The sequence below is a fragment of the Streptomyces sp. NBC_01216 genome (assembly GCF_035994945.1).
Lineage (GTDB): Bacteria > Actinomycetota > Actinomycetes > Streptomycetales > Streptomycetaceae > Streptomyces.
The window spans coordinates 5,869,798-5,890,242 of the sequence record NZ_CP108677.1 but is presented as its reverse complement, the minus strand read 5'-3'; the positions used below and the strand labels follow the sequence as shown (position 1 = coordinate 5,890,242).

Annotated in this window: 22 protein-coding genes and 1 pseudogene; 8 read left to right on the top strand and 15 right to left on the bottom strand. The window is 73.2% G+C overall.

Features of this window, described 5'->3' with window-relative positions; translation table 11 throughout:
• Window positions 1-20: 20 nt before the first annotated feature.
• Together OG393_RS26430 and OG393_RS26425 are read right to left on the bottom strand one after the other, a co-directional pair.
• A complete protein-coding gene (locus OG393_RS26430; protein ID WP_327377194.1) occupies window positions 21-1,223 on the bottom strand; it encodes an acyl-CoA dehydrogenase family protein in 1,203 nt (400 codons plus the stop codon).
• A gap of 72 nt (window positions 1,224-1,295) precedes the next feature.
• Complete coding sequence (locus OG393_RS26425; protein WP_327377193.1) at window positions 1,296-3,014, bottom strand: MFS transporter; 1,719 nt, start codon at window positions 3,012-3,014, stop codon at window positions 1,296-1,298.
• Between the two features lie 405 nt (window positions 3,015-3,419).
• Between OG393_RS26425 and OG393_RS26420 the strand changes: the two genes are divergently transcribed.
• Complete coding sequence (locus tag OG393_RS26420) at window positions 3,420-4,421, top strand: phosphatase PAP2 family protein (RefSeq protein ID WP_327377192.1); 1,002 nt, start codon at window positions 3,420-3,422, stop codon at window positions 4,419-4,421.
• 98 nt (window positions 4,422-4,519) lie between these two features.
• Here the strand turns inward: OG393_RS26420 and OG393_RS26415 are convergent, their stop codons facing one another.
• Window positions 4,520-4,738, bottom strand: coding sequence for a proteinase inhibitor I78 (locus OG393_RS26415; RefSeq protein ID WP_327377191.1), 219 nt, complete (start codon window positions 4,736-4,738; stop codon window positions 4,520-4,522).
• 387 nt (window positions 4,739-5,125) lie between these two features.
• On the opposite strand from OG393_RS26415, the gene ctaD reads away from it, so the two are divergent.
• Window positions 5,126-6,865, top strand: a complete 1,740-nt coding sequence (ctaD, locus tag OG393_RS26410; protein ID WP_327377190.1) for an aa3-type cytochrome oxidase subunit I — start codon at window positions 5,126-5,128, stop codon at window positions 6,863-6,865.
• Here the strand turns inward: ctaD and OG393_RS35535 are convergent.
• Both OG393_RS35535 and OG393_RS26400 read right to left on the bottom strand, forming a co-directional pair.
• On the bottom strand, window positions 6,777-7,055 hold the full coding sequence (locus tag OG393_RS35535) for a hypothetical protein (protein ID WP_442817363.1): 279 nt from the start codon (window positions 7,053-7,055) through the stop codon (window positions 6,777-6,779). The genes ctaD and OG393_RS35535 overlap by 89 nt on opposite strands.
• A pseudogene (locus OG393_RS26400) lies at window positions 7,052-7,282 on the bottom strand (ABC transporter substrate-binding protein); the annotation flags it as partial. The gene OG393_RS35535 and the pseudogene OG393_RS26400, both read right to left, overlap by 4 nt.
• A 257-nt stretch (window positions 7,283-7,539) precedes the next feature.
• Here OG393_RS26400 and OG393_RS26395 point away from each other — a divergent pair.
• Complete coding sequence (locus OG393_RS26395) at window positions 7,540-8,196, top strand: ATP-binding cassette domain-containing protein (protein ID WP_327377189.1); 657 nt, start codon at window positions 7,540-7,542, stop codon at window positions 8,194-8,196.
• On the opposite strand, the gene OG393_RS26390 is transcribed toward OG393_RS26395, so the two are convergent.
• A complete protein-coding gene (locus OG393_RS26390; protein ID WP_327377188.1) occupies window positions 8,183-8,722 on the bottom strand; it encodes a LysM peptidoglycan-binding domain-containing protein in 540 nt (179 codons plus the stop codon). The two genes, OG393_RS26395 and OG393_RS26390, sit on opposite strands and share 14 nt — an antisense overlap.
• 310 nt (window positions 8,723-9,032) lie before the next feature.
• Between OG393_RS26390 and OG393_RS26385 the strand changes: the two genes are divergently transcribed.
• Together OG393_RS26385 and OG393_RS26380 are read left to right on the top strand one after the other, a co-directional pair.
• Window positions 9,033-9,806 carry a hypothetical protein gene (locus OG393_RS26385; RefSeq protein ID WP_327377187.1) on the top strand — a complete coding sequence of 258 codons (774 nt, stop codon included), beginning with the start codon at window positions 9,033-9,035 and terminating at the stop codon, window positions 9,804-9,806.
• A 173-nt stretch (window positions 9,807-9,979) separates the two neighbouring features.
• Window positions 9,980-10,261, top strand: a complete 282-nt coding sequence (locus tag OG393_RS26380) for a hypothetical protein (RefSeq protein ID WP_327377186.1) — start codon at window positions 9,980-9,982, stop codon at window positions 10,259-10,261.
• A gap of 82 nt (window positions 10,262-10,343) precedes the next feature.
• On the opposite strand, the gene der is transcribed toward OG393_RS26380, so the two are convergent.
• The 4 genes from der to OG393_RS26360 form a co-directional block, all read right to left on the bottom strand.
• Window positions 10,344-11,792, bottom strand: coding sequence for a ribosome biogenesis GTPase Der (gene der, locus OG393_RS26375; RefSeq protein ID WP_327377185.1), 1,449 nt, complete (start codon window positions 11,790-11,792; stop codon window positions 10,344-10,346).
• A gap of 60 nt (window positions 11,793-11,852) precedes the next feature.
• Window positions 11,853-12,440: a lysophospholipid acyltransferase family protein gene (locus tag OG393_RS26370; protein WP_327378557.1), complete on the bottom strand. Its 588-nt coding sequence runs from the start codon at window positions 12,438-12,440 to the stop codon at window positions 11,853-11,855.
• 137 nt (window positions 12,441-12,577) lie between these two features.
• Window positions 12,578-13,285: a (d)CMP kinase gene (gene cmk / locus OG393_RS26365; protein WP_327377184.1), complete on the bottom strand. Its 708-nt coding sequence runs from the start codon at window positions 13,283-13,285 to the stop codon at window positions 12,578-12,580.
• A gap of 143 nt (window positions 13,286-13,428) precedes the next feature.
• A complete protein-coding gene (locus OG393_RS26360) occupies window positions 13,429-14,517 on the bottom strand; it encodes a prephenate dehydrogenase (RefSeq protein WP_327377183.1) in 1,089 nt (362 codons plus the stop codon).
• A 292-nt stretch (window positions 14,518-14,809) separates the two neighbouring features.
• Here OG393_RS26360 and OG393_RS26355 point away from each other — a divergent pair, with 292 nt between their 5' ends.
• The 3 genes from OG393_RS26355 to OG393_RS26345 all read left to right on the top strand — a co-directional run bounded on the left by OG393_RS26355 (window position 14,810) and on the right by OG393_RS26345 (window position 16,634).
• Entirely contained in the window at window positions 14,810-15,160 is a 351-nt protein-coding gene (locus OG393_RS26355) for a DUF952 domain-containing protein (RefSeq protein WP_327377182.1), read from the top strand.
• Window positions 15,161-15,216: 56 nt separating this feature from the next.
• Window positions 15,217-15,702, top strand: a complete 486-nt coding sequence (locus OG393_RS26350; protein ID WP_327377181.1) for a Rieske (2Fe-2S) protein — start codon at window positions 15,217-15,219, stop codon at window positions 15,700-15,702.
• 179 nt (window positions 15,703-15,881) lie between these two features.
• Window positions 15,882-16,634: a nucleotidyltransferase domain-containing protein gene (locus OG393_RS26345; RefSeq protein ID WP_327377180.1), complete on the top strand. Its 753-nt coding sequence runs from the start codon at window positions 15,882-15,884 to the stop codon at window positions 16,632-16,634.
• On the opposite strand, the gene OG393_RS26340 is transcribed toward OG393_RS26345, so the two are convergent.
• The 5 genes from OG393_RS26340 to OG393_RS35530 are packed head-to-tail and all read right to left on the bottom strand — an operon-like array spanning window position 16,551 to window position 20,339.
• Window positions 16,551-17,318: a nucleotidyltransferase domain-containing protein gene (locus OG393_RS26340; RefSeq protein ID WP_327377179.1), complete on the bottom strand. Its 768-nt coding sequence runs from the start codon at window positions 17,316-17,318 to the stop codon at window positions 16,551-16,553. The two genes, OG393_RS26345 and OG393_RS26340, sit on opposite strands and share 84 nt — an antisense overlap.
• A gap of 22 nt (window positions 17,319-17,340) precedes the next feature.
• Window positions 17,341-18,369, bottom strand: coding sequence for an ADP-ribosylglycohydrolase family protein (locus tag OG393_RS26335; RefSeq protein WP_327377178.1), 1,029 nt, complete (start codon window positions 18,367-18,369; stop codon window positions 17,341-17,343).
• Complete coding sequence (locus tag OG393_RS26330; RefSeq protein ID WP_327377177.1) at window positions 18,302-19,102, bottom strand: NUDIX hydrolase; 801 nt, start codon at window positions 19,100-19,102, stop codon at window positions 18,302-18,304. Before OG393_RS26330 ends, OG393_RS26335 begins: the two co-directional genes overlap by 68 nt.
• Window positions 19,099-20,178 carry an AAA family ATPase gene (locus OG393_RS26325; RefSeq protein WP_327377176.1) on the bottom strand — a complete coding sequence of 360 codons (1,080 nt, stop codon included), beginning with the start codon at window positions 20,176-20,178 and terminating at the stop codon, window positions 19,099-19,101. The genes OG393_RS26330 and OG393_RS26325 overlap by 4 nt, the downstream gene beginning before the upstream one ends.
• Window positions 20,175-20,339, bottom strand: a complete 165-nt coding sequence (locus tag OG393_RS35530) for a hypothetical protein (protein WP_442817362.1) — start codon at window positions 20,337-20,339, stop codon at window positions 20,175-20,177. Before OG393_RS35530 ends, OG393_RS26325 begins: the two co-directional genes overlap by 4 nt.
• Window positions 20,340-20,445 lie beyond the last annotated feature (106 nt).

Genomic DNA, 20,445 nt, shown 5'->3' with positions numbered 1-20,445 from the left:
CCCCGGCCACCAGGACACGACTACCGGAACGCGTCCAGCCCGGTGAGCGCCTTACCCAGGACCAGCTGGTGCATCTCGACGGTCCCCTCGTAGGTGAGGACGGACTCGAGATTGGTGGCGTGCCGCATCACGGGGTACTCCAGGGAGATGCCGTTGGCACCGAGGATGGTGCGTGAGGTACGGCAGATCTCGATCGCCTCCCGCACGTTGTTGAGCTTGCCGAAGCTGACCTGCTCGGGACGGAGGCGCCCGGCGTCGAGCCGGCGCCCGAGATGATGGGCGAGCAGGATGCCCTTGTGCAGTTCCACGGCCATGTCGGCGAGCTTGGCCTGGGTCAGCTGGAATCCGCCGATCGGCCTGCCGAACTGCTCACGGGTCTTCGCGTACGACAGGGCCGACTCGAACGAGGAGCGTGCGGCGCCCATCGCGCCCCAGACGATGCCGTAGCGGGCGTGCGAGAGGCAGCTGAGCGGGCCCTTGAGTCCGGTGACCTCCGGCAGCACGGCGTCGGCCGGCAGGCGCACGTCGTCCATGACGAGCTCGCTGGTGACGCTGGCCCGCAGCGACCACTTGTGGCGGATCTCGGGCGCGGAGAACCCCGGCACGTCGGTCGGCACCACGAATCCGCGGATGCCCTCGTCGGTCTGCGCCCAGACCACGGCGACCCCCGCCACCGAGCCGTTGGTGATCCACATCTTGCGGCCGTTCAGCACCCAGTCGCCGCCGTCCTTCTTCGCGTGGGTGCGCATTCCGGCCGGGTCCGAGCCGTGGTCGGGCTCGGTGAGACCGAAGCAGCCGATGATCTCGCCCGCGGCCATGCCGGGCAGCCAGCGCCGCCTCTGTTCCTCGGAGCCGAACTTCCGGATCGCGTACATGGCGAGCGAGCCCTGCACGGAGACGAGGGAGCGGATGCCCGAGTCTGCGGCCTCGAGCTCCAGGCAGGCCAGGCCGTACTGGACATGGGTGGCGCCGGCGCAGCCGTAGCCGGTGAGGGACATCCCGAGCGCGCCGATCGAGCCGAGCTCCCGGGCCAGCTCGCGGATGGCGGGCAGTTCGCCACGCTCGTACCACTCGGCGACGTGCGGCAGGACCCGGTCGGCGGCCCAGCCGCGGACCGTGTCACGGACGGCGAGGTCCTCGGGGTCCAGGAGGTCGTCGATGCCGAGCGGGTCGCCGGGGTCGAAGGGCGGCGGCTTCGGGGCAGCGGGCGAGGATGCGGACATGCGGGGGCCTCCGGCGGAACGCACAACAGGTACGTGGCGTTGCTGATCAGGAATCTGCGCCGACGTTACGGCTCAGTGTGCCGCGCGTCCAGAGCCGGCCGGCTCGACCGCCTCCCGCGTGGCGGGAACCCGCACGGCCGGGCGGGCTTCCCCCCGCGCGGCCCGGTCGTCCCGCGCGGCCGGGCCGTCGGGGCCGACGGCCGGTCTCCGGGCGTCCGTGGGCGGTGTCCGCTCCGCCAGGTCCTCCGGGTCCACCGTGCACTCCATGACCCGGGGCAGCCGCAGCGCCATCAGCGCACCGAGCAGCAGCAGCCCGGCGCTGACGAACAGGGTCACGTGCAGACCGTGGACGAAGGCGTGCCGGGCCGCCCGGTGCAGTGCGGTCCCGGCTTCGCCGCCGAGGCCGTCGGCGACCTGGTACGCCTCGCCGAGGGAGTTCGCGGCGGCGCGGCTCGCGCTGTCGGGAACCCCGGGGACCCGGGAGAGACCGGGGCCGTAGGCCGCGTTCATCACGCTGCCGAGCAGCGCGATGCCCATGCCCGCGCCGAGCTGGTAGGAGGTCTCCCCGATCGCGGCCGCGCCACCCGCGCTCTCCGGCGGAGCCTCGCTGAGCATCGACTCGTACGCGGAGAAGAGAGTGGTCTGAAGCCCGAAACCGAGCAGCACGAAGCCCACGGTGAGCAGCAGCGGCCGGTCGTGCTGGCCCATGAGGATCAGCAGCAGCACGGCGGCGGCGGTGAGCACGAAGCCCCAGCCGACCATCCGGCGCGGCCCGATCCGGCGCAGAGTGTACGAGCCGGTGGCGCCGGCCGCCATGGCCGCGAAGGTGAGCGGCAGCAGCCGAAGGCCGGTCTCCAGGGGACTGAGCCCGAGGACGAGCTGGAGGTACTGGACCGCGATCAGCTCCAGGCCGACCAGGGCCAGCATGGCGAGCACGATGCAGCCGACGGAAGTGGTGAAGGCGGCGCGGGAGAAGAGCCGCATGTCGATCAGCGGGTGTTCCCGTCGGCGCTGCCGCCGGACGAAGAGGATCAGCAGGGCCGCCCCGGCACACAGCGGCGCGGCGGTCGGGAAGGCGAGCAGGCTCTCGCCCGCTCCGAGCCGTTTCACGCCGAGGACCGCACCCAGCACGCCGGCCGCGGCCATCAGCGCGCCGAGGACGTCCCAGGGGCCGTCGCCGACGCCCCGGGACTCGGGGAGCAGCCAGCGGCCGAGCGGCAGGATCAGGGCCATCAGCGGGATGTTGATCAGGAAGACCGAGCCCCACCAGAAGTGCTCGACCAGGAATCCGCCGATCACCGGTCCGGTGGCGGCGCCGACCGCGGCGACGGCCGTCCAGATGCCGATGGCGGTGGCCCGCTCGCGCCGGTCGGGGAAGACCGCCCGGAGGATCGAGAGGGTGGCGGGCATGATCATCGCGCCGCCGACGCCCAGCAGGGCGCGGGCCGCGATGAGCACCTCGGGGACGGTGGCGAGGGCGGCGACCGCGGAGGCGAGGCCGAACAGCGCGTACCCGAGGAGCAGTACCCGGCGGCGGCCGACCCGGTCACCGAGCGTGCCGAAGAGGATGAGGAGGGAGGCGCAGACCAGCGGATAGGCGTCGACTATCCACAGCAGGCCGGTGGCACTGGGGCGCAGGTCCTCGGTGACGGACGGGACCGCGACGTGGAGCACGGTGGCGTCCAGGGCGACGAGCAGCAGACTGACGCAGAGGACGACGAGGACGACCCAGCGGTTGGTGCCGCCCGCGGCGGCACGGAGCCGTGTTCGGGCCGTGTTCGTCCGCTGCATCTGCGTACCTCCCAGTGTTTCCCTCGCGTTCGGCGGGCACCGGCCGGGGTGCGTGTCCTCGGGGCGGCCCGGCATCGACGGGCGAGTGAGCCGTCAGCGTACGCGAGTCCGAAGGGCGAGCGCGTGGTGCAGCTCTCACCGCGACGAGCCGCCCCGTGTGGCGTACGCCACTCCGATCGGCCCGCGAGGCAGGGGAATTACGGCCGGACGACGGCCCGGGGCAATTCCCGGACCGGCAAACCCGCTTCCGGAATCACGTCCGGCGGCAATAGGACGTGAGGTCGTGCGATTAGCCGACCGGGGTCGGACGAATTCACCGTACTGAGACCTACTCCACATCACATCGTCATCACGAAGGCACGGGATCGACCGGTCTCGCTACTCACTCCCTGTAACGTCGATTGGGTGCGTACCGACATCTTTGCCCGGCTGGACCGGGAGCCGGAACCGCCGAAGATAGAGGTCCCGCGGATGACCCGCACGCGTCTCGCCCTCTTCGGCGGGACGTCGGCGTTCTATCTCGCGATCGTCGTGGCCGTACTGCTCTCGACCTCGCTGGTGACCCTGGACTGGAAGATCATGCTCTTCCGTCCGTACCAGCAGTGGCCGGAGGTACACGGGTTCCTCGACTACTACGTCGTCCTCGGCCAGCGCGGCCCGACGGCCGTGATGGTGGCGGCCTGGCTGGGCTGGCGCTCCTGGCGCCAGCACACGCTGCGCCCTCTGCTGGCGCTCGGCGCCGCGCTGCTGCTGCTCAATGTCACGGTCGGCGCGGTCAAGCTCGGACTCGGCCGTCTCGGCCCTCACTACGCGACGCAGATCGGCTCCGCCGAGCTCTTCGCGGGCGGCGATATATTTCCGTCAGGACACACCGCCAACGCGGTCGTGACCTGGGGAATCCTGGCCTATCTGGCGACCACTCCGCGGGCCCGCCGCTACCTGTCCGCCCTGTCGGCCGTGGTGGCGCTGGGAGTCGGCCTCACCACCGTCTACCTCGGGACGCACTGGCTCAGCGACGTCCTGCTCGGCTGGGCCGCCGGTCTGCTCATCCTGCTCGCGCTGCCCTGGTGCGAGCCGGTGATCGGCCGGACGGAGGAGGCGGTCCTCGCCCTGCGCGACCGGCTGCGCGAGAGGCTGCGGGCCCGCCGCCGGCTGGTTCCGTCGCTCCCCGTCGCGACCGGTGGTCCGCGCCCGGTGCTCTTCCCACCGCGTCCGTCGGGGGCCGAGGAGCCGGTCCGCGAGAGCGTCGGCATCCGGAACGGCCGTGCCGCCGTCGGGCGGGGGGAGGGCCGGCTGGCCCCGCCGCTCACCGCCTCCCGGCCGCACGCGGCGCGCTCCGAGCGGACGCCGGTCACCCCGGCGGGCAGCCGTCGCCCGGGGCACTCGCGGCCTCTCACGGGCGGCTGAGCACCCGGGCACACGACCGTACGAGAAGGGCCCCGGCTCCCCGCCGGGGCCCTTCGTCTCATGGGGCGGGAACGCCGTCCGGAGCGCCGGCGGCGGCGTCAGCCGAGCCAGCAGCGGGTGACCGTACCGCCGTCCACCTCGAAGTTGATGCGCCCTTCCAGGTACTCCAGCGTGATGATCGAGCCGGCGGGCACGGACCGCACCACGCTCCAGCCGCGCAGCCCGGCGAGCCGCTCGGCCCGCTCCCGGGCAAGGCCCACATAGGCGTCGGGCGCGTCATCCTCGGGGGGTGCGGAAAAGTCGGGTTCCGGTGTCATGCGCCTCACGTTAGGCGGCCCCGGACGGTGACGGAAGCGCGCGGACGAGAGAGGCCCCAGCAAGCCCACGTACCCTGGCGGTCACGCTTGTGTCACAGGTTCTCGACATATGTTTGGCACAGGCTTCGTCACTCGTTCGGGCAGTTCCCAACCGATTCTCCCGTATTTTCGGACGCGCTCCGGGATATTGCGCCGGACTTCGGGGAATTCTGCTTCCCGGCCCGCCCGCGGAAATCCGTGGGCCCGCCACGGGCCGCACGGCATTCGTCCATTCCCTCCCCGGCGCACCCGGTTCCGCCGTCCGGAGCAGCCCGTCAGCCCCGCCTCCGGCCATCCGTCCCCCGACTCACGCATCATGTCCGGACGACCGGACCACCGGAGGTGGCGATGGGCACCGAGACCGCTCCCGCGGTCGTCGAATCAGCGCCGCACCGGCACGGGCGGGTCCTGATCGACTGGCTCACCACCACCGACCACAAGAAGATCGGGCACCTGTACCTGATCACGGCGTTCGTCTTCTTCCTGGCCGCCGGGCTCCTGGCGATGCTCATGCGGGCCGAGCTGGCCCGGCCCGGTCTCCAGCTGCTGGACAACGAGCAGTTCAACCAGGCGTTCACGCTGCACGGCACGATCATGCTGCTGCTCTTCGCGACCCCGACGTTCGCCGGTTTCGCGAACGAGCTGGTGCCGCTCCAGATCGGCGCCCCGGATGTCGCCTTCCCGCGGCTGAACATGTTCTCGTACTGGCTGTTCCTCCTCGGCGGACTGATGGTGGTCGGCGCGCTGCTGCTGCCCACCGGGCCGCCCGCCTTCGGTTGGACCGCCTACGCGCCGCTGAACGGTCTGGAGCGCTCCCCCGGCGTCGGCGCCGATCTGTGGATCATGGGGCTCGCGCTCTCCGGTTTCGGCACGATCCTCACCTCGGTGAACTTCCTGGCGACGATCATCGGGATGCGGGCGCCGGGCATGACCATGTTCCGGATGCCGATCTTCACCTGGAACGTCCTCTTCACCACGATCCTGGTGCTGCTGGCCTTCCCGGTGCTCGCCGCCGCACTGCTGGTGCTGGAGGCCGACCGCCGCTTCGGCTCGGTGGTCTTCGACGCCGCGAACGGCGGCGCGCTGCTGTGGCAGCACCTGTTCTGGTTCTTCGGCCACCCCGAGGTCTACATCATCGCCCTGCCGTTCTTCGGGATCATCAGCGAGATCATCCCGGTCTTCTCCCGCAAACCGATCTTCGGCTACGCCACGTTGGTGGGGGCCACCATGGCGATCACAGGGCTCTCCGTGGTGGTGTGGGCCCACCACATGTTCGTCACGGGCGCCGTACTGCTGCCGTTCTTCTCGCTGCTCTCCTTCCTCATCGCCGTCCCCACCGGCGTGAAGTTCTTCAACTGGACCGGCACGATGCTTCGGGGCTCACTGTCCTTCGAGACGCCGATGCTGTGGGCGGTCGGCTTCCTGGTGTCGTTCCTGTTCGGCGGGCTCACCGGGATCGTCCTGGCCTCGCCGCCGATGGACTTCGCCGTCACCGACTCGTACTTCGTCGTCGCCCACTTCCACTACACGGTCTTCGGCACCGTGGTCTTCGCGACCTTCGCCGGCTTCCACTTCTGGTGGCCCAAGTTCACCGGCAGGATGCTCGACGAACGGCTGGGCCGGATCCACTTCTGGACGCTGTTCGCCGGCTTCCACCTCACGTTCCTGGTGCAGCACTGGCTCGGCGCGGAGGGCATGCCCCGGAGGTACGCCGACTACCTCGAGGCGGACGGTTTCACGGCCCTGAACACCATCTCGACCATCGGCGCCTTCCTGCTGGGCCTCTCGACCCTCCCGTTCCTCTACAACGTCTGGCGGACCGCCAGGTACGGCGCGCGGGTCGAGGTCGACGACCCGTGGGGCTTCGGACGCTCTCTGGAGTGGGCGACCTCCTGCCCGCCGCCCCGCCACAACTTCGACTCCGTCCCCCGGATCCGTTCCGAGGCACCGGCGTTCGACCTCCACCACCCGGAGTTCGCGGCCGTCGAGCGGGCCGGGATCAGCCCTCCGGCCGCTCCGTGGCCCGGTGCAGGACGCGGGTCATCCGGTCCCGGGCGAAGGCGTCGATCAGCACGTCGGAAGGCTTGACCGGGATGAGCCGGACCGCGGCCACGACGCCCCCGGCGGCCGGATCGGCGGGCGCCACGGTCGGCGCGGGGACGCTGTCGGGCACCGCGTCGATCCGCACTCGGGCCGTGACGATCACGTCGGCCTCGAGCCCCGACGTGGCGCACGTGGTCGGGAGCGACTTCGGCGGGCGTCCGGGGACAGTGATCACGGTCGGTAGCCGAGCTGCGGGACCGTGGCCCAGTTCGTGTCCATGTCCCCCTGGGTGACCCAGCCCCGCCCGTCCTGCCAACGGGCCACGGACAGGCAGGTGTGACGGGTCTTCGGGGGCTCGGGCAGCCGCTCGAAGCGGACCGGCAGCAGCAGTCCGCGGGCCGTGTACGGCTCCGGGCTGTCGACAAACGCCTCGACACAGGCACGGGTGAGGGAACCGTCCGCCACCGGCCCGCCGCCGGTCTGCCCACCGGGACGCTGCGCCGGGTCGAACTCGCCCGCACCCTCGCCGGAGCCCCCCACACGCTCCTCCTGGACGAGCCCGGCGCGGGTCTGGACGCCGTCGAGACCGACGCCCTCGCCCGGGTCCTGGCGGCTCTCGCCGCGGAGGGGCTCACCGTCCTCGTCGTCGAACACGACCCGGACCTCGTCGAGCACATCGCCCACGCCGTGCACACCATGGAAGGAGGGCGGATCGTGTCATGAGCGTCGAGATCGAGCTGTGCGGCGTCCGCGTCCGCTACGGGCCCCTGGAGGCCCTGCACGGGATCGACCTGCCCGTGCCGTCCGCCACCGTCACGGTGCTCACCGGCCGCAACGGCGCGGGGCGCACGACCGCGCTGCGCGTCCTCGCCGGCACCGTGCCGCCGACCGCCGGACGGACCCTGTGGCGCGGCGCGGACGTGACCCGGATGCCCGCCCACGAGCGGGCGCGGCGCGGGCTGTGCCTCGTACCGGACCGGCGGGCCGTGTTCACCTCGCTGTCCGTGGCCGAGAACCTGGAGCTGGCCCCCGGGGACCCCGCGGACGCCCTGGCCGCCTATCCGGAGCTCTCCCGGCTCCTGGACCGCGCCGCCGGGACGCTCTCCGGCGGGGAACGGCGGATGCTGGCGGTCTCCCGCGCCCTGTCGGCGCCCGGGCGGGTGGTGCTGGTCGACGAACCCGTGCTCGGCATGTCACCGGGGGTGGCGGCCCGCACCCACCGGCTGCTCGCCGGCCTGGCCCGGTCCGCCGGCGCCGCCGTCGTGCTGGCCGAGCAGCGTGTCCCGTCCGGGCTGCCGCCCGGGACCCTGGTGCACGGGCTGCGGCGCGGCTCGCTCGCCTTCAGCGGGGAGGCCGCCGAGTTCACCCGGCGGTGAGCGGCGCGAAGCGCAGCATCATCCCGACCGCGATCCGGTCGGGGTCCGGCCCGACGATGCTCCGGTTCGCCGCGTACAGGGCCTTCCAGCCGCCGGTGACACCGAAGCGGCGGGCGATCGAGCCGAGCGTGTCGCCGGGCTGGACGGTGTGGACCCGCCCGCTCAGTCCGTACCGTTTCGAGCAGACCGGCCAGGCTCCCCATCCCTGGGTCCGCAGCACCGCCTCGGCGACCGTGATCTGCTGCTGCCGGGTCGCCAGATCGGCCCGCCGGGCGTACCGCAGCCCACCGTGCTCCTCCCAGGTCGGCTGCCAGAACTGGAGCCCGCCGTAGTAGCCGTTGCCGGTGGAGACGTGCCAGCGGCCACCGCTCTCGCACTCGGCGACGCAGCCCCACGGCCACTGGTCCTGGGCGCAGGCGTAGGGGGGGACGGGGACGGCGGAGGCGGACGCCGCGGCCAGGCCCGGGAGGAGGGCCGTCAGTACGGCGGAACAGGCACCGGCCGTCCACCATCGGAGCTTCGACATCGGGGCAGGCTAGGCGGGGCGAACTGGTCGGCGGACCGTGCCGCGCGGAACAACCCGCGCGCCCCACCCGGTCGGCGTCACGTCCGGGCGCGGGCCGCGGAGGAAGCGGGCCGGGCACCCGCCGCGGCAGGACGCCCGGACCCCGACCGGACACGGGCCGGAACCCGGTCGCGCTCGCGGACGCGGACGGCCCCCGCACAAGTTGTGGTACGCCGACGCGTGACCCCGGCCGAGCCTCTCCCGTTGAACTCTGCATGAGACGAGCCGGGAAACCGCCCGGTGTCGCACGAACGAGTCCAGGGAGCCCCCCGTGCCGCGCATGCTCGACGTCAGCGAGGACGTACGCGCCGAGATCGGCGACGAAGAAGCCGACCGGCTGCTCGCCGGCGACAACGCCCCGGGCAGCTACGACTGCACCTCCTGCCGCACGCCGGGCGACTCCGAGCAGGAGCGCACGAGCACGGTGCTGTTCGTCGGCGAGGAGACCGCCGTCCTGGCGTTCGCCCACGCCAGCTGCATTCCTTCCCAGGTCGTCCAGGTCGCCGAGGAGCAGCTCCAGGGCGCCGTCCGCTCCATCACGGCGACGGACGCGCTCACCGCCGCCCACCCGGAGCAGGCCGTTCTCGGCGTCACCAGCGGTCTGGTGCTGATCGAGGGCGAGCTGCACCCCGCGCTGGTCGTCGAACCGACCGCGCCGGTCGCCCGTCCCGGTACCGACGGGGAAAGCGACGAGTTCCTGCCTCTCCTGATCGAGCAGGGCTTCCTGCCGGTGAACGACCTGAACCAGCGGCCGGACACACTGCCGGGATGGTCCGTGCTGGTCGCCATGGGGCAGCTGCACTCGGTGCTCCAGCCCGGCACCGGCGGCGGCGGTCAGGCCGCCTGGTGGCAGGCCCATCAGCCGCTGCAGGTGACCGAGGGCTGGCGCGCGGCGGCGAACAAGTCGCACACCGTGCTGGTCTTCGCCGCTCCGGTGGGCTCGATCGGCCAGCAGCCACGCGAGGACCTGCTGCGCGACGCGCTGGAGAAGGCGGCGGCCAACGGCCGACTGGTGGCCGCCGCCATGCCGCTGGCCGGCACGTGACGGCAGGCGGGCGCCCCGGGGCGGGGCGGGCGCGCGGAACCGGGACGGTTCCGCGACCCCTGCGGGCGGCCCATTCCGGCGGTCGCCCGCATCCGACGGGCGACGGGGTCGTTGGCACCTACGTGCACGCCTACGAATCCCGCCGCCCGCCGTATCCGAGCCAGATCCCCTCCATGCGCCCGGCGCAGGACCTGATGGCCGACGGCCAGTCGGCCACGCCGATCTACGACGCCCTGTACTCGGAGTACCGCCGGACGTTCCGCACGCTCCCGGGCGATCGCAGCGGCGAGGAGGACCTGGTCTTCCGGTCCTTCGGAACGCCGGTCGGCGCGGGGACGGCGGGGACGCACACACAGGAACGCGGGTCCGCCCGGCACGCGGCCCCGCCGGTGTCCTGGACCGCGCAGCACCACCTTCCGGCGGCGCTGCCACCCGGCCCCCGCAGGGGCTTGTAGGACCGGGGACCACGCGGCGACGGCCGAGGGCCGGGGCATCCGCACATCGCCCCGGCCCTCGGTCGTCGTCCGTTTCCCGCCGCTACTTCTTGCGGCCCCGCTTCTCACGGACCCGTACCGAGATGTGGATCGGGGTGCCCTCGAAACCGAACTCCTCGCGCAGCCGGCGCTCGACGAAGCGGCGGTAGCCGGCCTCGATGAAGCCCGAGGCGAAGAGGACGAAGCGCGGCGGCTTGGTGCCCGCCTGGGTCCCGAAGAGGATGCGGGGCTGCTTGCCGCCGCGGATCGGGTGCGGGTGGGCGGCGACCAGCTCACCGAGGAAGGCGTTCAGCCGGCCGGTGGGGACGCGGGTCTCCCAACCCGCGAGGGCGGTCTCGATCGCAGGGACCAGCCGCTCCATGTGGCGGCCGGTCTGCGCGGAGACGTTGACGCGGGGCGCCCAGGAGACCTGCTGCATCTCGGTCTCGATCTCGCGTTCGAGGTAGTAGCGGCGCTCCTCGTCGAGGGTGTCCCACTTGTTGTAGGCGATGACGAGCGCCCGGCCGGCCTCGACGGCCATGGTGATGATGCGCTGGTCCTGCACCGAGATCGACTCGCTGGTGTCGATGAGTACCACGGCGACCTCGGCCTTCTCGACCGCGGCGGCGGTCCGCAGGGAGGCGTAGTAGTCCGCGCCCTCCTGGAGGTGGACGCGGCGGCGGATACCGGCGGTGTCCACGAACTTCCAGGTGGTGCCGCCGAGCTGGATCAGTTCGTCGACCGGGTCACGGGTGGTGCCCGCGAGTTCGTTGACGACCACGCGGTCCTCGCCGGCGACCTTGTTCAGCAGCGAGGACTTGCCGACGTTCGGACGGCCGATGAGGGCGATGCGGCGCGGGCCGCCCACGGTGTTGCCGAAGGTCTGGGCGGGGGCCTCGGGGAGGGCCTCGAGGACGGCGTCGAGCATGTCGCCGGTACCGCGGCCGTGGAGCGAGGACACCGGGTGCGGCATGCCGAGACCGAGCGACCACAGGGCGGTCGCGTCCGCCTCGCCGCTCTGGCCGTCCACCTTGTTGGCGCACAGCACCACGGGCTTGCCGGCCTTGCGCAGCAGCCGGACGACGGCCTCGTCCGTGTCGGTCGCCCCCACCGTGGAGTCGACGACGAAGACGACCGCGTCGGCGGTCTCGATCGCGTATTCGGCCTGGGCGGCGACCGAGGCGTCGAGGCCGAGGACGTCCTGCTCCCAGCCACCGGTGTCGACGACCTTGAAGCGGCGGCCGGCCCATTCGGCCTCGTAGGTGACGCGGTCACGGGTGACGCCCGGCTTGTCCTGGACGACGGCCTCGCGACGGCCGATGATCCGGTTCACCAGGGTCGACTTGCCGACGTTCGGGCGGCCGACGACGGCGAGTACGGGGAGGGGGCCGTGGCCCGCCTCCTCGATCGCGGTCTCGACGTCTTCGACGTCGAAGCCCTCTACCGCGGCGAGCTCCATGAACTCCGCGTACTCGGCATCGCCAAGCGCCCCGTGGTCGTGCTGGTCGTTCATGAAGTCCGTTCCTTGATCATTCGTGGTCGGTGGGTGCTGACCCACTACTCAGAGTCTCGCTCAGCGCCCGGTGAGGCGCCTGGCGTTCTTCAGGTGGGCGGTGAGCCGCTCCTGAATACGTATGGTGGCCTCGTCCATCGCCTTGCGGGTGCGGCGACCGCTGCCGTCGCCCGCCTCGAAGGCGTCGCCGAAGACGATGTCGACGCGGCCGCGCAGCGGCGGCAGCGCCTTGACCAGACGCCCGGGGCGGTCGGTGCTTCCCAGCACCGCGACCGGGACGATCGGCGCGCCACTGCGCACGGCGAAGTACGCCAGACCGGAGCGCAGGGAGGCGAAGTCACCCTCCCCCCGGGTGCCCTCCGGGAAGATCCCGAGGACGCCACCGTGCTCCAGCACGCCCAGGGCGTCGGATATGGCGGTCCGGTCGGCGCGCGACCGGTCCACCTTCAGCTGGCCGATGCCCTCCAGGAACCGCCCGAGAGGCCCGACGAATGCCTCCCGCTTGATCAGGAAGTGCACGGGCCGGGGAGCGGTACCCATGAGCATGGGCCCGTCGATGTTGTGCGCGTGGTTGACGGCGAGGATGACGGGGCCCGTGGCCGGTACCCGCCAGGCGCCGAGGACGCGCGGTTTCCACAGGCCGTACATGAGCCCGATGCCGATACCGCGCCCGACGGCGGCGCCCCTCGCGGAGGGCGGGGTCGCGCGGCGGTCGCCCGCTCCCCCGTGCCCGCGGCTGCGCCCGGCCTCCGCGCCGTTCCGGCCGAGCGCCCGTCGCCGTTCGCTCACTCGGGACGCTCCACCCGCGTCGCGTCGCCGTCGCGCCGCTCCTCGACGAGGGTCACGACGCACTCGATGACCTGGTCCAGGGTGAGGTCGGTGGTGTCGACCTCGACGGCGTCGCCCGCCTTGGCCAGCGGGGACGTCGTGCGGCTGGAGTCGGCCGCGTCCCGCTTGATCAGGGCCTGCCGGGTGGCGGCCACGTCGACGCCCTTGAGTTCGCCGGAGCGGCGGGCGGCACGGGCCTCCGGAGAGGCCGTGAGGAAGATCTTGAGGTCCGCGTCGGGCAGGACCGTGGTGCCGATGTCCCGGCCCTCGACGACGATGCCCTGCTCGGCGCTCCCGGCGATGGTCCGCTGGAGTTCGGTGATCAGGGCCCGCACCTCGGGGACGGCGCTGACCGCGCTGACCTTGGAGGTGACCTCCTCGGTCCGGATGGGTCCCGCGGCGTCGAACCCGTCGACGGTGATCGTCGGGCGGTTCGGGTCGGTGCCCGAGACGATGACGGGCTTGGCGGAGGCGTTCGCGACGGCTTCGGCGTCGTCGACGTCGACACCGTTGCTGAGCATCCACCAGGTGATCGCCCGGTACTGCGCACCGGTGTCCAGGTAGCTCAGTCCCAGCTTGGCGGCAACCGCCTTCGAGGTGCTCGACTTGCCCGTGCCAGAGGGGCCGTCGATGGCGACGATCACGGATTCCACGGTGGGGGACACCTTCCTGGGTACGCGGTGAGCCCCGGCGGACACGCGAGGGACTCCCCCAAGGTTACCGACTGACGCCACCCGTTCGGCCCCACCGGGGCGGCGGACCGGCCCCGGACCGCGTCGAGCGGGCCGGAACCGGGGGCCGCCGGGGCTCAACTCGTCCGCAGCGACCAGCCGCGCTCCCGCAGCGCCGTGCCCAGGACGGGGGCCGCCGAGGGCTCCACCATCAGCTGGACGAGTCCCGCCTGCTGGCCGGTGGCGTGCTCGATGCGGACGTCCTCGACGTTGACACCCGCCCGGCCGGCGTCCGCGAAGATGCGGGCCAGCTCGCCGGGCTGGTCGCTGATGAGGACGGCGACGGTCTCGTACTGCGCCGGGGCGGCGCCGTGCTTGCCCGGCACCCGGGCCCGGCCCGCGTTGCCGCGGCGCAGGACGTCCTCGACCCCGGTGGCGCCGACGCTGCGCTTGTCCTCGTCGGAGGACTGGAGCGAGCGCAGCGCCCGCACCGTCTCGTCCAGGTCGGCCGCGACGCCCGCGAGCACGTCCGCCACGGGTCCGGGGTTGGCGGACAGGATCTCGATCCACATCCGGGGGTCGGAGGCCGCGATCCGGGTGACGTCACGAATCCCCTGTCCGCAGAGCCGCACCGCCGTCTCGTCCGCCTCCTCCAGGCGCGCCGCGACCATCGAGGACACCAGTTGCGGGGTGTGCGAGACGAGCGCGACGGCCCGGTCGTGGGCGTCCGCGTCCATGACCACGGGGACGGCCCGGCACAGCGCGACCAGCTCCAGGGCCAGGTTCAGCACCTCGGTGTCGGTGTCCCGGGTCGGCGTGAGCACCCAGGGCCGTCCTTCGAACAGGTCGGCGGTGCCCGCGAGCGGGCCCGAGCGTTCCTTCCCGGACATCGGATGGGTGCCGATGTAGGCGGTGAGGTCGAGCCCCAGGTCCGCCAGCTCCCGCTGGGGACCTCCCTTGACGCTGGCCACGTCGAGGTACCCCCGGGCGAGCCCGTCCCGCATCGCCTCGGCGAGGGTGGCCGCCACGTGCGCAGGCGGTACGGCGACGATGGCGAGGTCGACGGGTCCTCCGGGGGCCTCGTCCGTGCCGGCGCCGAGCGCCGCGGCGGTACGGGCGCGCGCCGGGTCGTGGTCGCGCAGGTGGACGGCGATGCCGCGTCCGGCGAGCGCGAGCGCCGCGGACGTGCCGATCAGGCCGGTCCCGATGACGAGTGCGGTCCTCACCGGACGACGTCCCCGTCCGGGGCGGCCCGGAAGCCGACGTCCCCGCAGGGGTGTCCGGTCTCGTCCCGCCCCGTCCGTACGGCGCCTGGGACCGCTCGTACCGTCACGTCCTCCTCCTTCGGATCGCACGAGAGTGTCCCGGTCAGCCTACGGGCTGTCCCGCCGTCGCCGGTGGCTCGGTGGGCGGGGCGGGGCACCGGCCGGGGGACGGTCCCGCTCGGTGCCCGCCGCGGACCGGCCCCGCCGTCGCCGGCCGGACCCCTCGGCGGGCACAGCGGGTACAAAGGAAGGCATGCTGCTGCACGTCGTACCGCTGGACGCGTGGTCCGCCGGCCCCGCGCTCCCTTACACCCCGCCCTCCCTGTCGTCCGAGGGGTTCGTGCACTGCTCGGCGGACGAGGCGTCGGCGCTGGCCGTCGCCGACGCGCGCTACCGGGACGTCGCGGGGCCTCTCCTGGTGCTGGTGGTGGACGAGAGCCGGCTGTCCGGCGAGGTCCGCTGGGAGGGCTCCCGGGACGCGCTGTTCCCGCACGTCCACGGGCCGATCGAACGGGAGGCGGTCACCGCGGTCCTGGAGGTGCGCCGGGACGCGGACGGCCGGGCACGGGAGCTGGTCCCCTGGGACCAGTGGCAGGGCCCCTGACCCGTGTGGGCGTGTCGGTACGCCGCGGGCGGGGCGAGGCGGCCAAGCTGTCCGGCATGACTCCAGATGTCACGACCCGCCGTACCGCGCTGCTGGCCGGCGCGGGGAGCGTCGCCGCCCTCGCCACCGGTTGCGGTTCGGACGGCGGCCAGGACGCCGGTGCCACGGACAGCCCGCCCGCGAGCGCCCCGGCGTCGGCCACCACGACGAACATCCCCTCGGCCGCCACCAGCGGACCGGCCTCCGCGTCCGCCGGCGAGGTGCTCGCACGGACCTCCGACATCCCGGTCGGCGGCGGCACCGTCTTCCCCGAGGCGAAGGTGGTGGTCACCCAGCCCACGTCCGGGACCTTCAAGGCGTTCTCGGCGATCTGCACCCACCAGGGATGCACGGTGAACAAGGTCGCGGACGGCACGATCGACTGCCCCTGCCACGGTTCCAGGTTCCGCGTCGCGGACGGCTCGGTGGCCCAGGGTCCCGCGCCCCGGCCGCTCCCCGAGGAGCCCATCACCGTGTCGGGGGACACGATCACCCTCGCTTGACTTCCGCTCCGCGGGGCGCCGGTCTTCGTGCCGTCCGAGGCCATGCCCTCGCGCAGACTCCGACGGGGAATGCCCCCGAGGGGCGCCCGCACCAGCCTGCGGGTCAGAGCACTTCGCGGTACCTCTTCGCCAAAGAGCCGACCCGACGCGCCGTGATCAGTCCCGGTAGCCTCTCGCCCATGGATCCGGCAGACCTGGTGCGCCACCACACCGTCTACTCCTGTGTCATGGGGTCGCGCGCCTTCGGCCTGGCCACCGAGGGCAGCGACACCGACCGCCGGGGTGTCTACCTCGCCCCGGCGCCGCTCTTCTGGCGGTTCGAGAAGCCGCCGGCGCACGTGGAGGGGCCAGGCGAGGAACAGTTCAGCTGGGAGCTGGAACGCTTCTGCGAGCTGGCCTTGCGCGCCAACCCGAACGTCCTGGAGTGCCTCCACTCCCCGCTCGTCGAGCATCTCGACGGCACCGGCCGTGAGCTGCTCGCGCTGCGCGGGGCGTTCCTCTCCCGCCGGGCGCACGGGACCTTCGTCCGGTACGCCGGCGGCCAGCGCCGCAAGCTCGAAGCCGACGTCCGCCGGTACGGGGCACCGCGCTGGAAGCACGCCATGCACCTGCTGCGGCTGCTGACGAGCTGCCGCGACCTGCTGCGCACGGGTGAACTCGCCCTGGACGTCGGAGACGAGCGGGACCGCCTGCTCGCGATCAGGCGCGGCGAGGTGCCGTGGGACGAGGTCGAGTCCTGGATGAACCGCCTCACCGAGGAGGCCGACCGGGCCTCCGTGCGCAGTCCGCTCCCGGCGGCTCCCGACCACGACCGGGTCGAGGACTTCCTGATGCGCGCCCGCCGCGCGTCAGTCCCGCGCGAGCCGGGTCCGGACGAGGAGGTCGTGCAGGGCGTCGTGCGTCCCGGGGGCGGGGGCGTCGGCCAGGGCTGACGCCTCCTGCGCCGCGTCGAGGACCGTGTGCAGCGTTTCGACGTCGGCGCGCACCCGGGCCGGGTCCACCTCCGCGGGTCCGTGCTCGGCCGCCGACTTGGCCTCGACGAGCCCGGGCAGGTGGCCGGGGGCCTCCGGCACCTCTCCGACGAGCGTGGGCAGATGCGCCTGCACCTCGCCCGCGCGCATCAGATGGATGCCCGTGAGGAGCGCGCGGAAGGTGTAGAGCAGCGGCTTCAGCTCCCCCGTCCTCTCGAAGCGCCGCCACTGCGTCCCGGCGAAGCCTCGGTAGTGGTGGGCGTGGTGGCGGGTGAGCACTCGGGGCGCGAGCGAGACCAGTTCGGCGTGCGCCTCGGTGGTGCGGACGACGAGCGGCGACAGCAGCTGCTCGAGCACGTAGCCGTTGCGGCGCAGCATCAGCAGGACGAACTTCCGCAGGTCGTGGGTGACCAGGTCCATCTCGACGCCGTCCCGGTCCCCCGTCCGGGAGCGGGTCTCCTCCGGCTCGTGCAGGCCGATCAGCCCGGCCACCGGCAGCAGATGGGCACCGCGCAGATCCACGTCCGAGTCCCGGGACGGAAAGCCGTAGAGGTGCGCGCCGGAGACGGTGGCGAAGACGAGGGGGTCGGCCTGCTCCGCCACGACGGCGGAGAGGTCGGCATCGGGGATGAGGGGCCGGGTCATGGCACCAGCCTCCCAGAGGGCGTCAGGCGTCCCAGAGGGTGCCCAGGGCCAGGAGCTCGTCGCGGTACTCGATCCGCTCCGCCCACTCCTCGGGCCACGCCCCGGCGCCGAGGTGCGCCCCCGCGAACGCGCCGGTCAGGCAGGCGATCGAGTCAGAGTCGCCGCGGGTGCAGGCGGCCCGCCGCAGGGCCGTGACCGGCTCGTCGGGGAAGAGCAGGAAACTCAGCAGCCCGGTCGCGAACGCCTCCTCGGCGATCCAGCCGTCGCCGGTGTACTCGCACGGGTCGACCTCCGGGTCGGCCGTGCGCAGGACGCCCGCCAGCCGCTCCAGGACGGCCAGGCACTCGTCCCAGCCGCGGGCCATGAAGTGTTCCGGCGTCGGGTCCTGGGCGCGGGCCCACAGGTCGCCCAGCCAGTCGGCGTGATAGCGGGAGCGGTTCTCCAGCGCGTAGGAGCGGAGTTGTCCGACCAGGCCGAGCGGTTCGGCGCCCTGGGCCAGCAGGTACGCGGCGCGGGCCGTCAGGTCCGATGCGGCCAGGGCCGTGGGGTGGCCGTGGGTGAGTCCGGACTGGAGCTGGGCGGCGCCCGCGCGCTGTTCGTCGCTGAGCCCGGGGACGAGGGCGACAGGCGCCACCCGCATGTTGGCGCCGCATCCCTTGGAGCCGATCTGGGCGGCCTGCTGCCAGGGCCGGTCGCCGGCGAGGAGCTCGCAGGCGCGCAGGCAGGTGTTCCCGGGGGCGCGGTTGTTCTCCGGGGAGTGGTACCAGTCGACGAACTCCTCCCGGACGGGGCGGGTCATGCGCTGGGGGGTGAGCACGCCGCGGTCCGTGGCGGTGCGGATGCCGCGGCCGAGGGCGAGGGTCATCTGGGTGTCGTCGCTGACGTATGCCTTCGTCCGCCCCTGGAGTTCCAGGTGCCGCCAGGGGCCGAACTTCGCGAGGATGCCGGGCACGTCGTTGAACTCGGTGGGGAAGCCGAGGGCGTCACCGAGGGCGAGTCCGATCAGGGAGCCGGTGGCGGCCTGCTTCGTCGCGGTGCGGGTGGGGCTCACGTGGGGGTCCTTCCGGTCGCAGCAGCGGCGGGTGGAGGCCCGTGGCCTCCCCCGCCCGGTAGAGAGCGGCCGGTTTCCCCCGTCCGCCGGTGAGACGCGGCGGCCCCGCCACGGCCTGGACGAAGCCGGGCGTGGCGAGGACCTTGCGTCGGAAGTTGGGGCGGTCGAGCGTGATGCCCCAGACGGTCTCGTACACCTGTCGCAGCTCGCCGAGGGTGAACTCGGGAGGGCAGAACGCGGTGGCGAGGCAGGTGTACTCCAGTTGGGCGCCGACCCGGTCATGGGCGTCGGCGAGGATCCGGTCGTGGTCGAAGGCGAGCGGCCCGTGCGCCCCGTAGGGCGTCCAGCGCGCCTGGGCGGCGTCGCCGCCGCCGAGCGGCTCGGGCGGGTCCGGGACGAGCGCGGTGTAGGCGACGGAGACGACCCGCGTCCTCGGGTCGCGGCCGGGGTCGCTGTAGGTCCGCAGCTGGGCGAGGTGAAGTCCGGCGGCGGTGTCCGGGGAGAGGCCGGTCTCCTCCGCGAGTTCGCGGCAGGCGGCCTGTTCGGCGGACTCGTGGGGCAGCACGAAGCCGCCGGGCAGGGCCCAGGAACCGGCGTACGGCTCCTGGGCGCGTTCCACCAGCAGGACGTGCAGGCGGCCCTCGCACAGGGTGAGGACGGCGAGGTCGACGGTGACGGCGAAGGGCTCGAACGCGCGCCGGTCGTAGCCCTCGGGGGCGCGGGAGCCGGTCATCGGCGCCCCGGAAGGGGGGCGGCGAGGTGACTGCCCTCGACGAGCAGGGCGTCGACGGCGGCGACGGCGGTGGCGAGCCGCTCCTCGTGCGGTCCGGTGAGCACGGCGGTCCGGCGTCCGGTGAGGGAGAGCCGCGCGAGGAGGCGTGCGGTCATCCAGGGCCGCAGGTGCTCCCCGTCGGGCGGCCCGTCGTCCTCGAAGGCCACGCCCCGGTGGTCGGTGAGCAGCCACAGGTGCTGTCGGCCGCGGGCGGCGACGGCCCCGGTGGCGGGGCTGGCGGTGCCCAGGTACCGCTCGTGCCGGATGGTGGTGGCGAAGGCGTCGGTGTCGCAGATGAGCACGGGCGACCCGGCCCGTGCGGCCTCCTCCTCGAGTTCCGCCTGGCGCTGGGCGATGACCGGGAAGTCGCCCGAGCGGAGGGTGACGTCCCGCCAGGTGGCCCCGGGCCGCCGGGCGCGGAGTTCGGCGAGCCGGAGCTCGCCGTACGCGCGTCCGTACTCCGGTACGTACCGAGTGTCCGCCCAGACACCGCCACGGCCTCGGTAGTGCTCGGTCAGGGCGAGCGCCAGGGTGGTGGTGCCGGAGGACTCGGCGCCGAGGACGACCACACGACGGGTGAGCGCGGCGCGCACCGGCGGCTTCAGGTACTCCCAGCAGGCGGCGGGGTCCTCGCGGACGGCGGTGCCGGAGACGGGGAAGCGCGTCCGGTCCGGGTCGACGTACACGACGTCGGCGTCGAAGCGGCGGCCGAGCTCCTCACCGCGGGCATCCGAGGTGAAGACCACGTCGACGCGCTCGGGGACCGCGGCGCGGAGGACGGCCATGCGCGAGGCCCGGACGTCGGGGCCCTGGAGGTCCACGGTGATGTCGTCGACTGCGCCGACCACCAGGACGTCGGGGTGGATCTCCCGCATCCAGGCGACGCGGTCCGCCGGCGGCAGGCTGTCCACGGAGGAGGCGCGGACGAGTACGGTGAGGCGCTCGCAGCGGTCGCGGGCGGTGTCGACGAGGTGGTGGTGGCCGGCGTGCGGCGGGTGGAACCTGCCGAGGACCAGGCCGTGCCCGTAGCGCTTCACGCCGCCGCCTCCGGGGGGAGGCCGCCCCGGCCCGCGGCGTCCCCGCTCCGGCCGCGCAGGCCGAGGACGCAGAGCGCGCCGCTGCCGAAGTCCAGGGCCGCGGTCGAGCCGACCGGGGTGGCCAGGGCGGTGGAGAGCGGTTGCCGTAGGGGTTCCGGCATGTGCGCGAGGCTCACGCCCACCTCCGATAAGAGTCTTCTTGACTATAAAGAAGGCGGGTCCCGGCCACAAGAGCGAACCGGCGGGAGCAAGGCGAAGGCCCGTGGC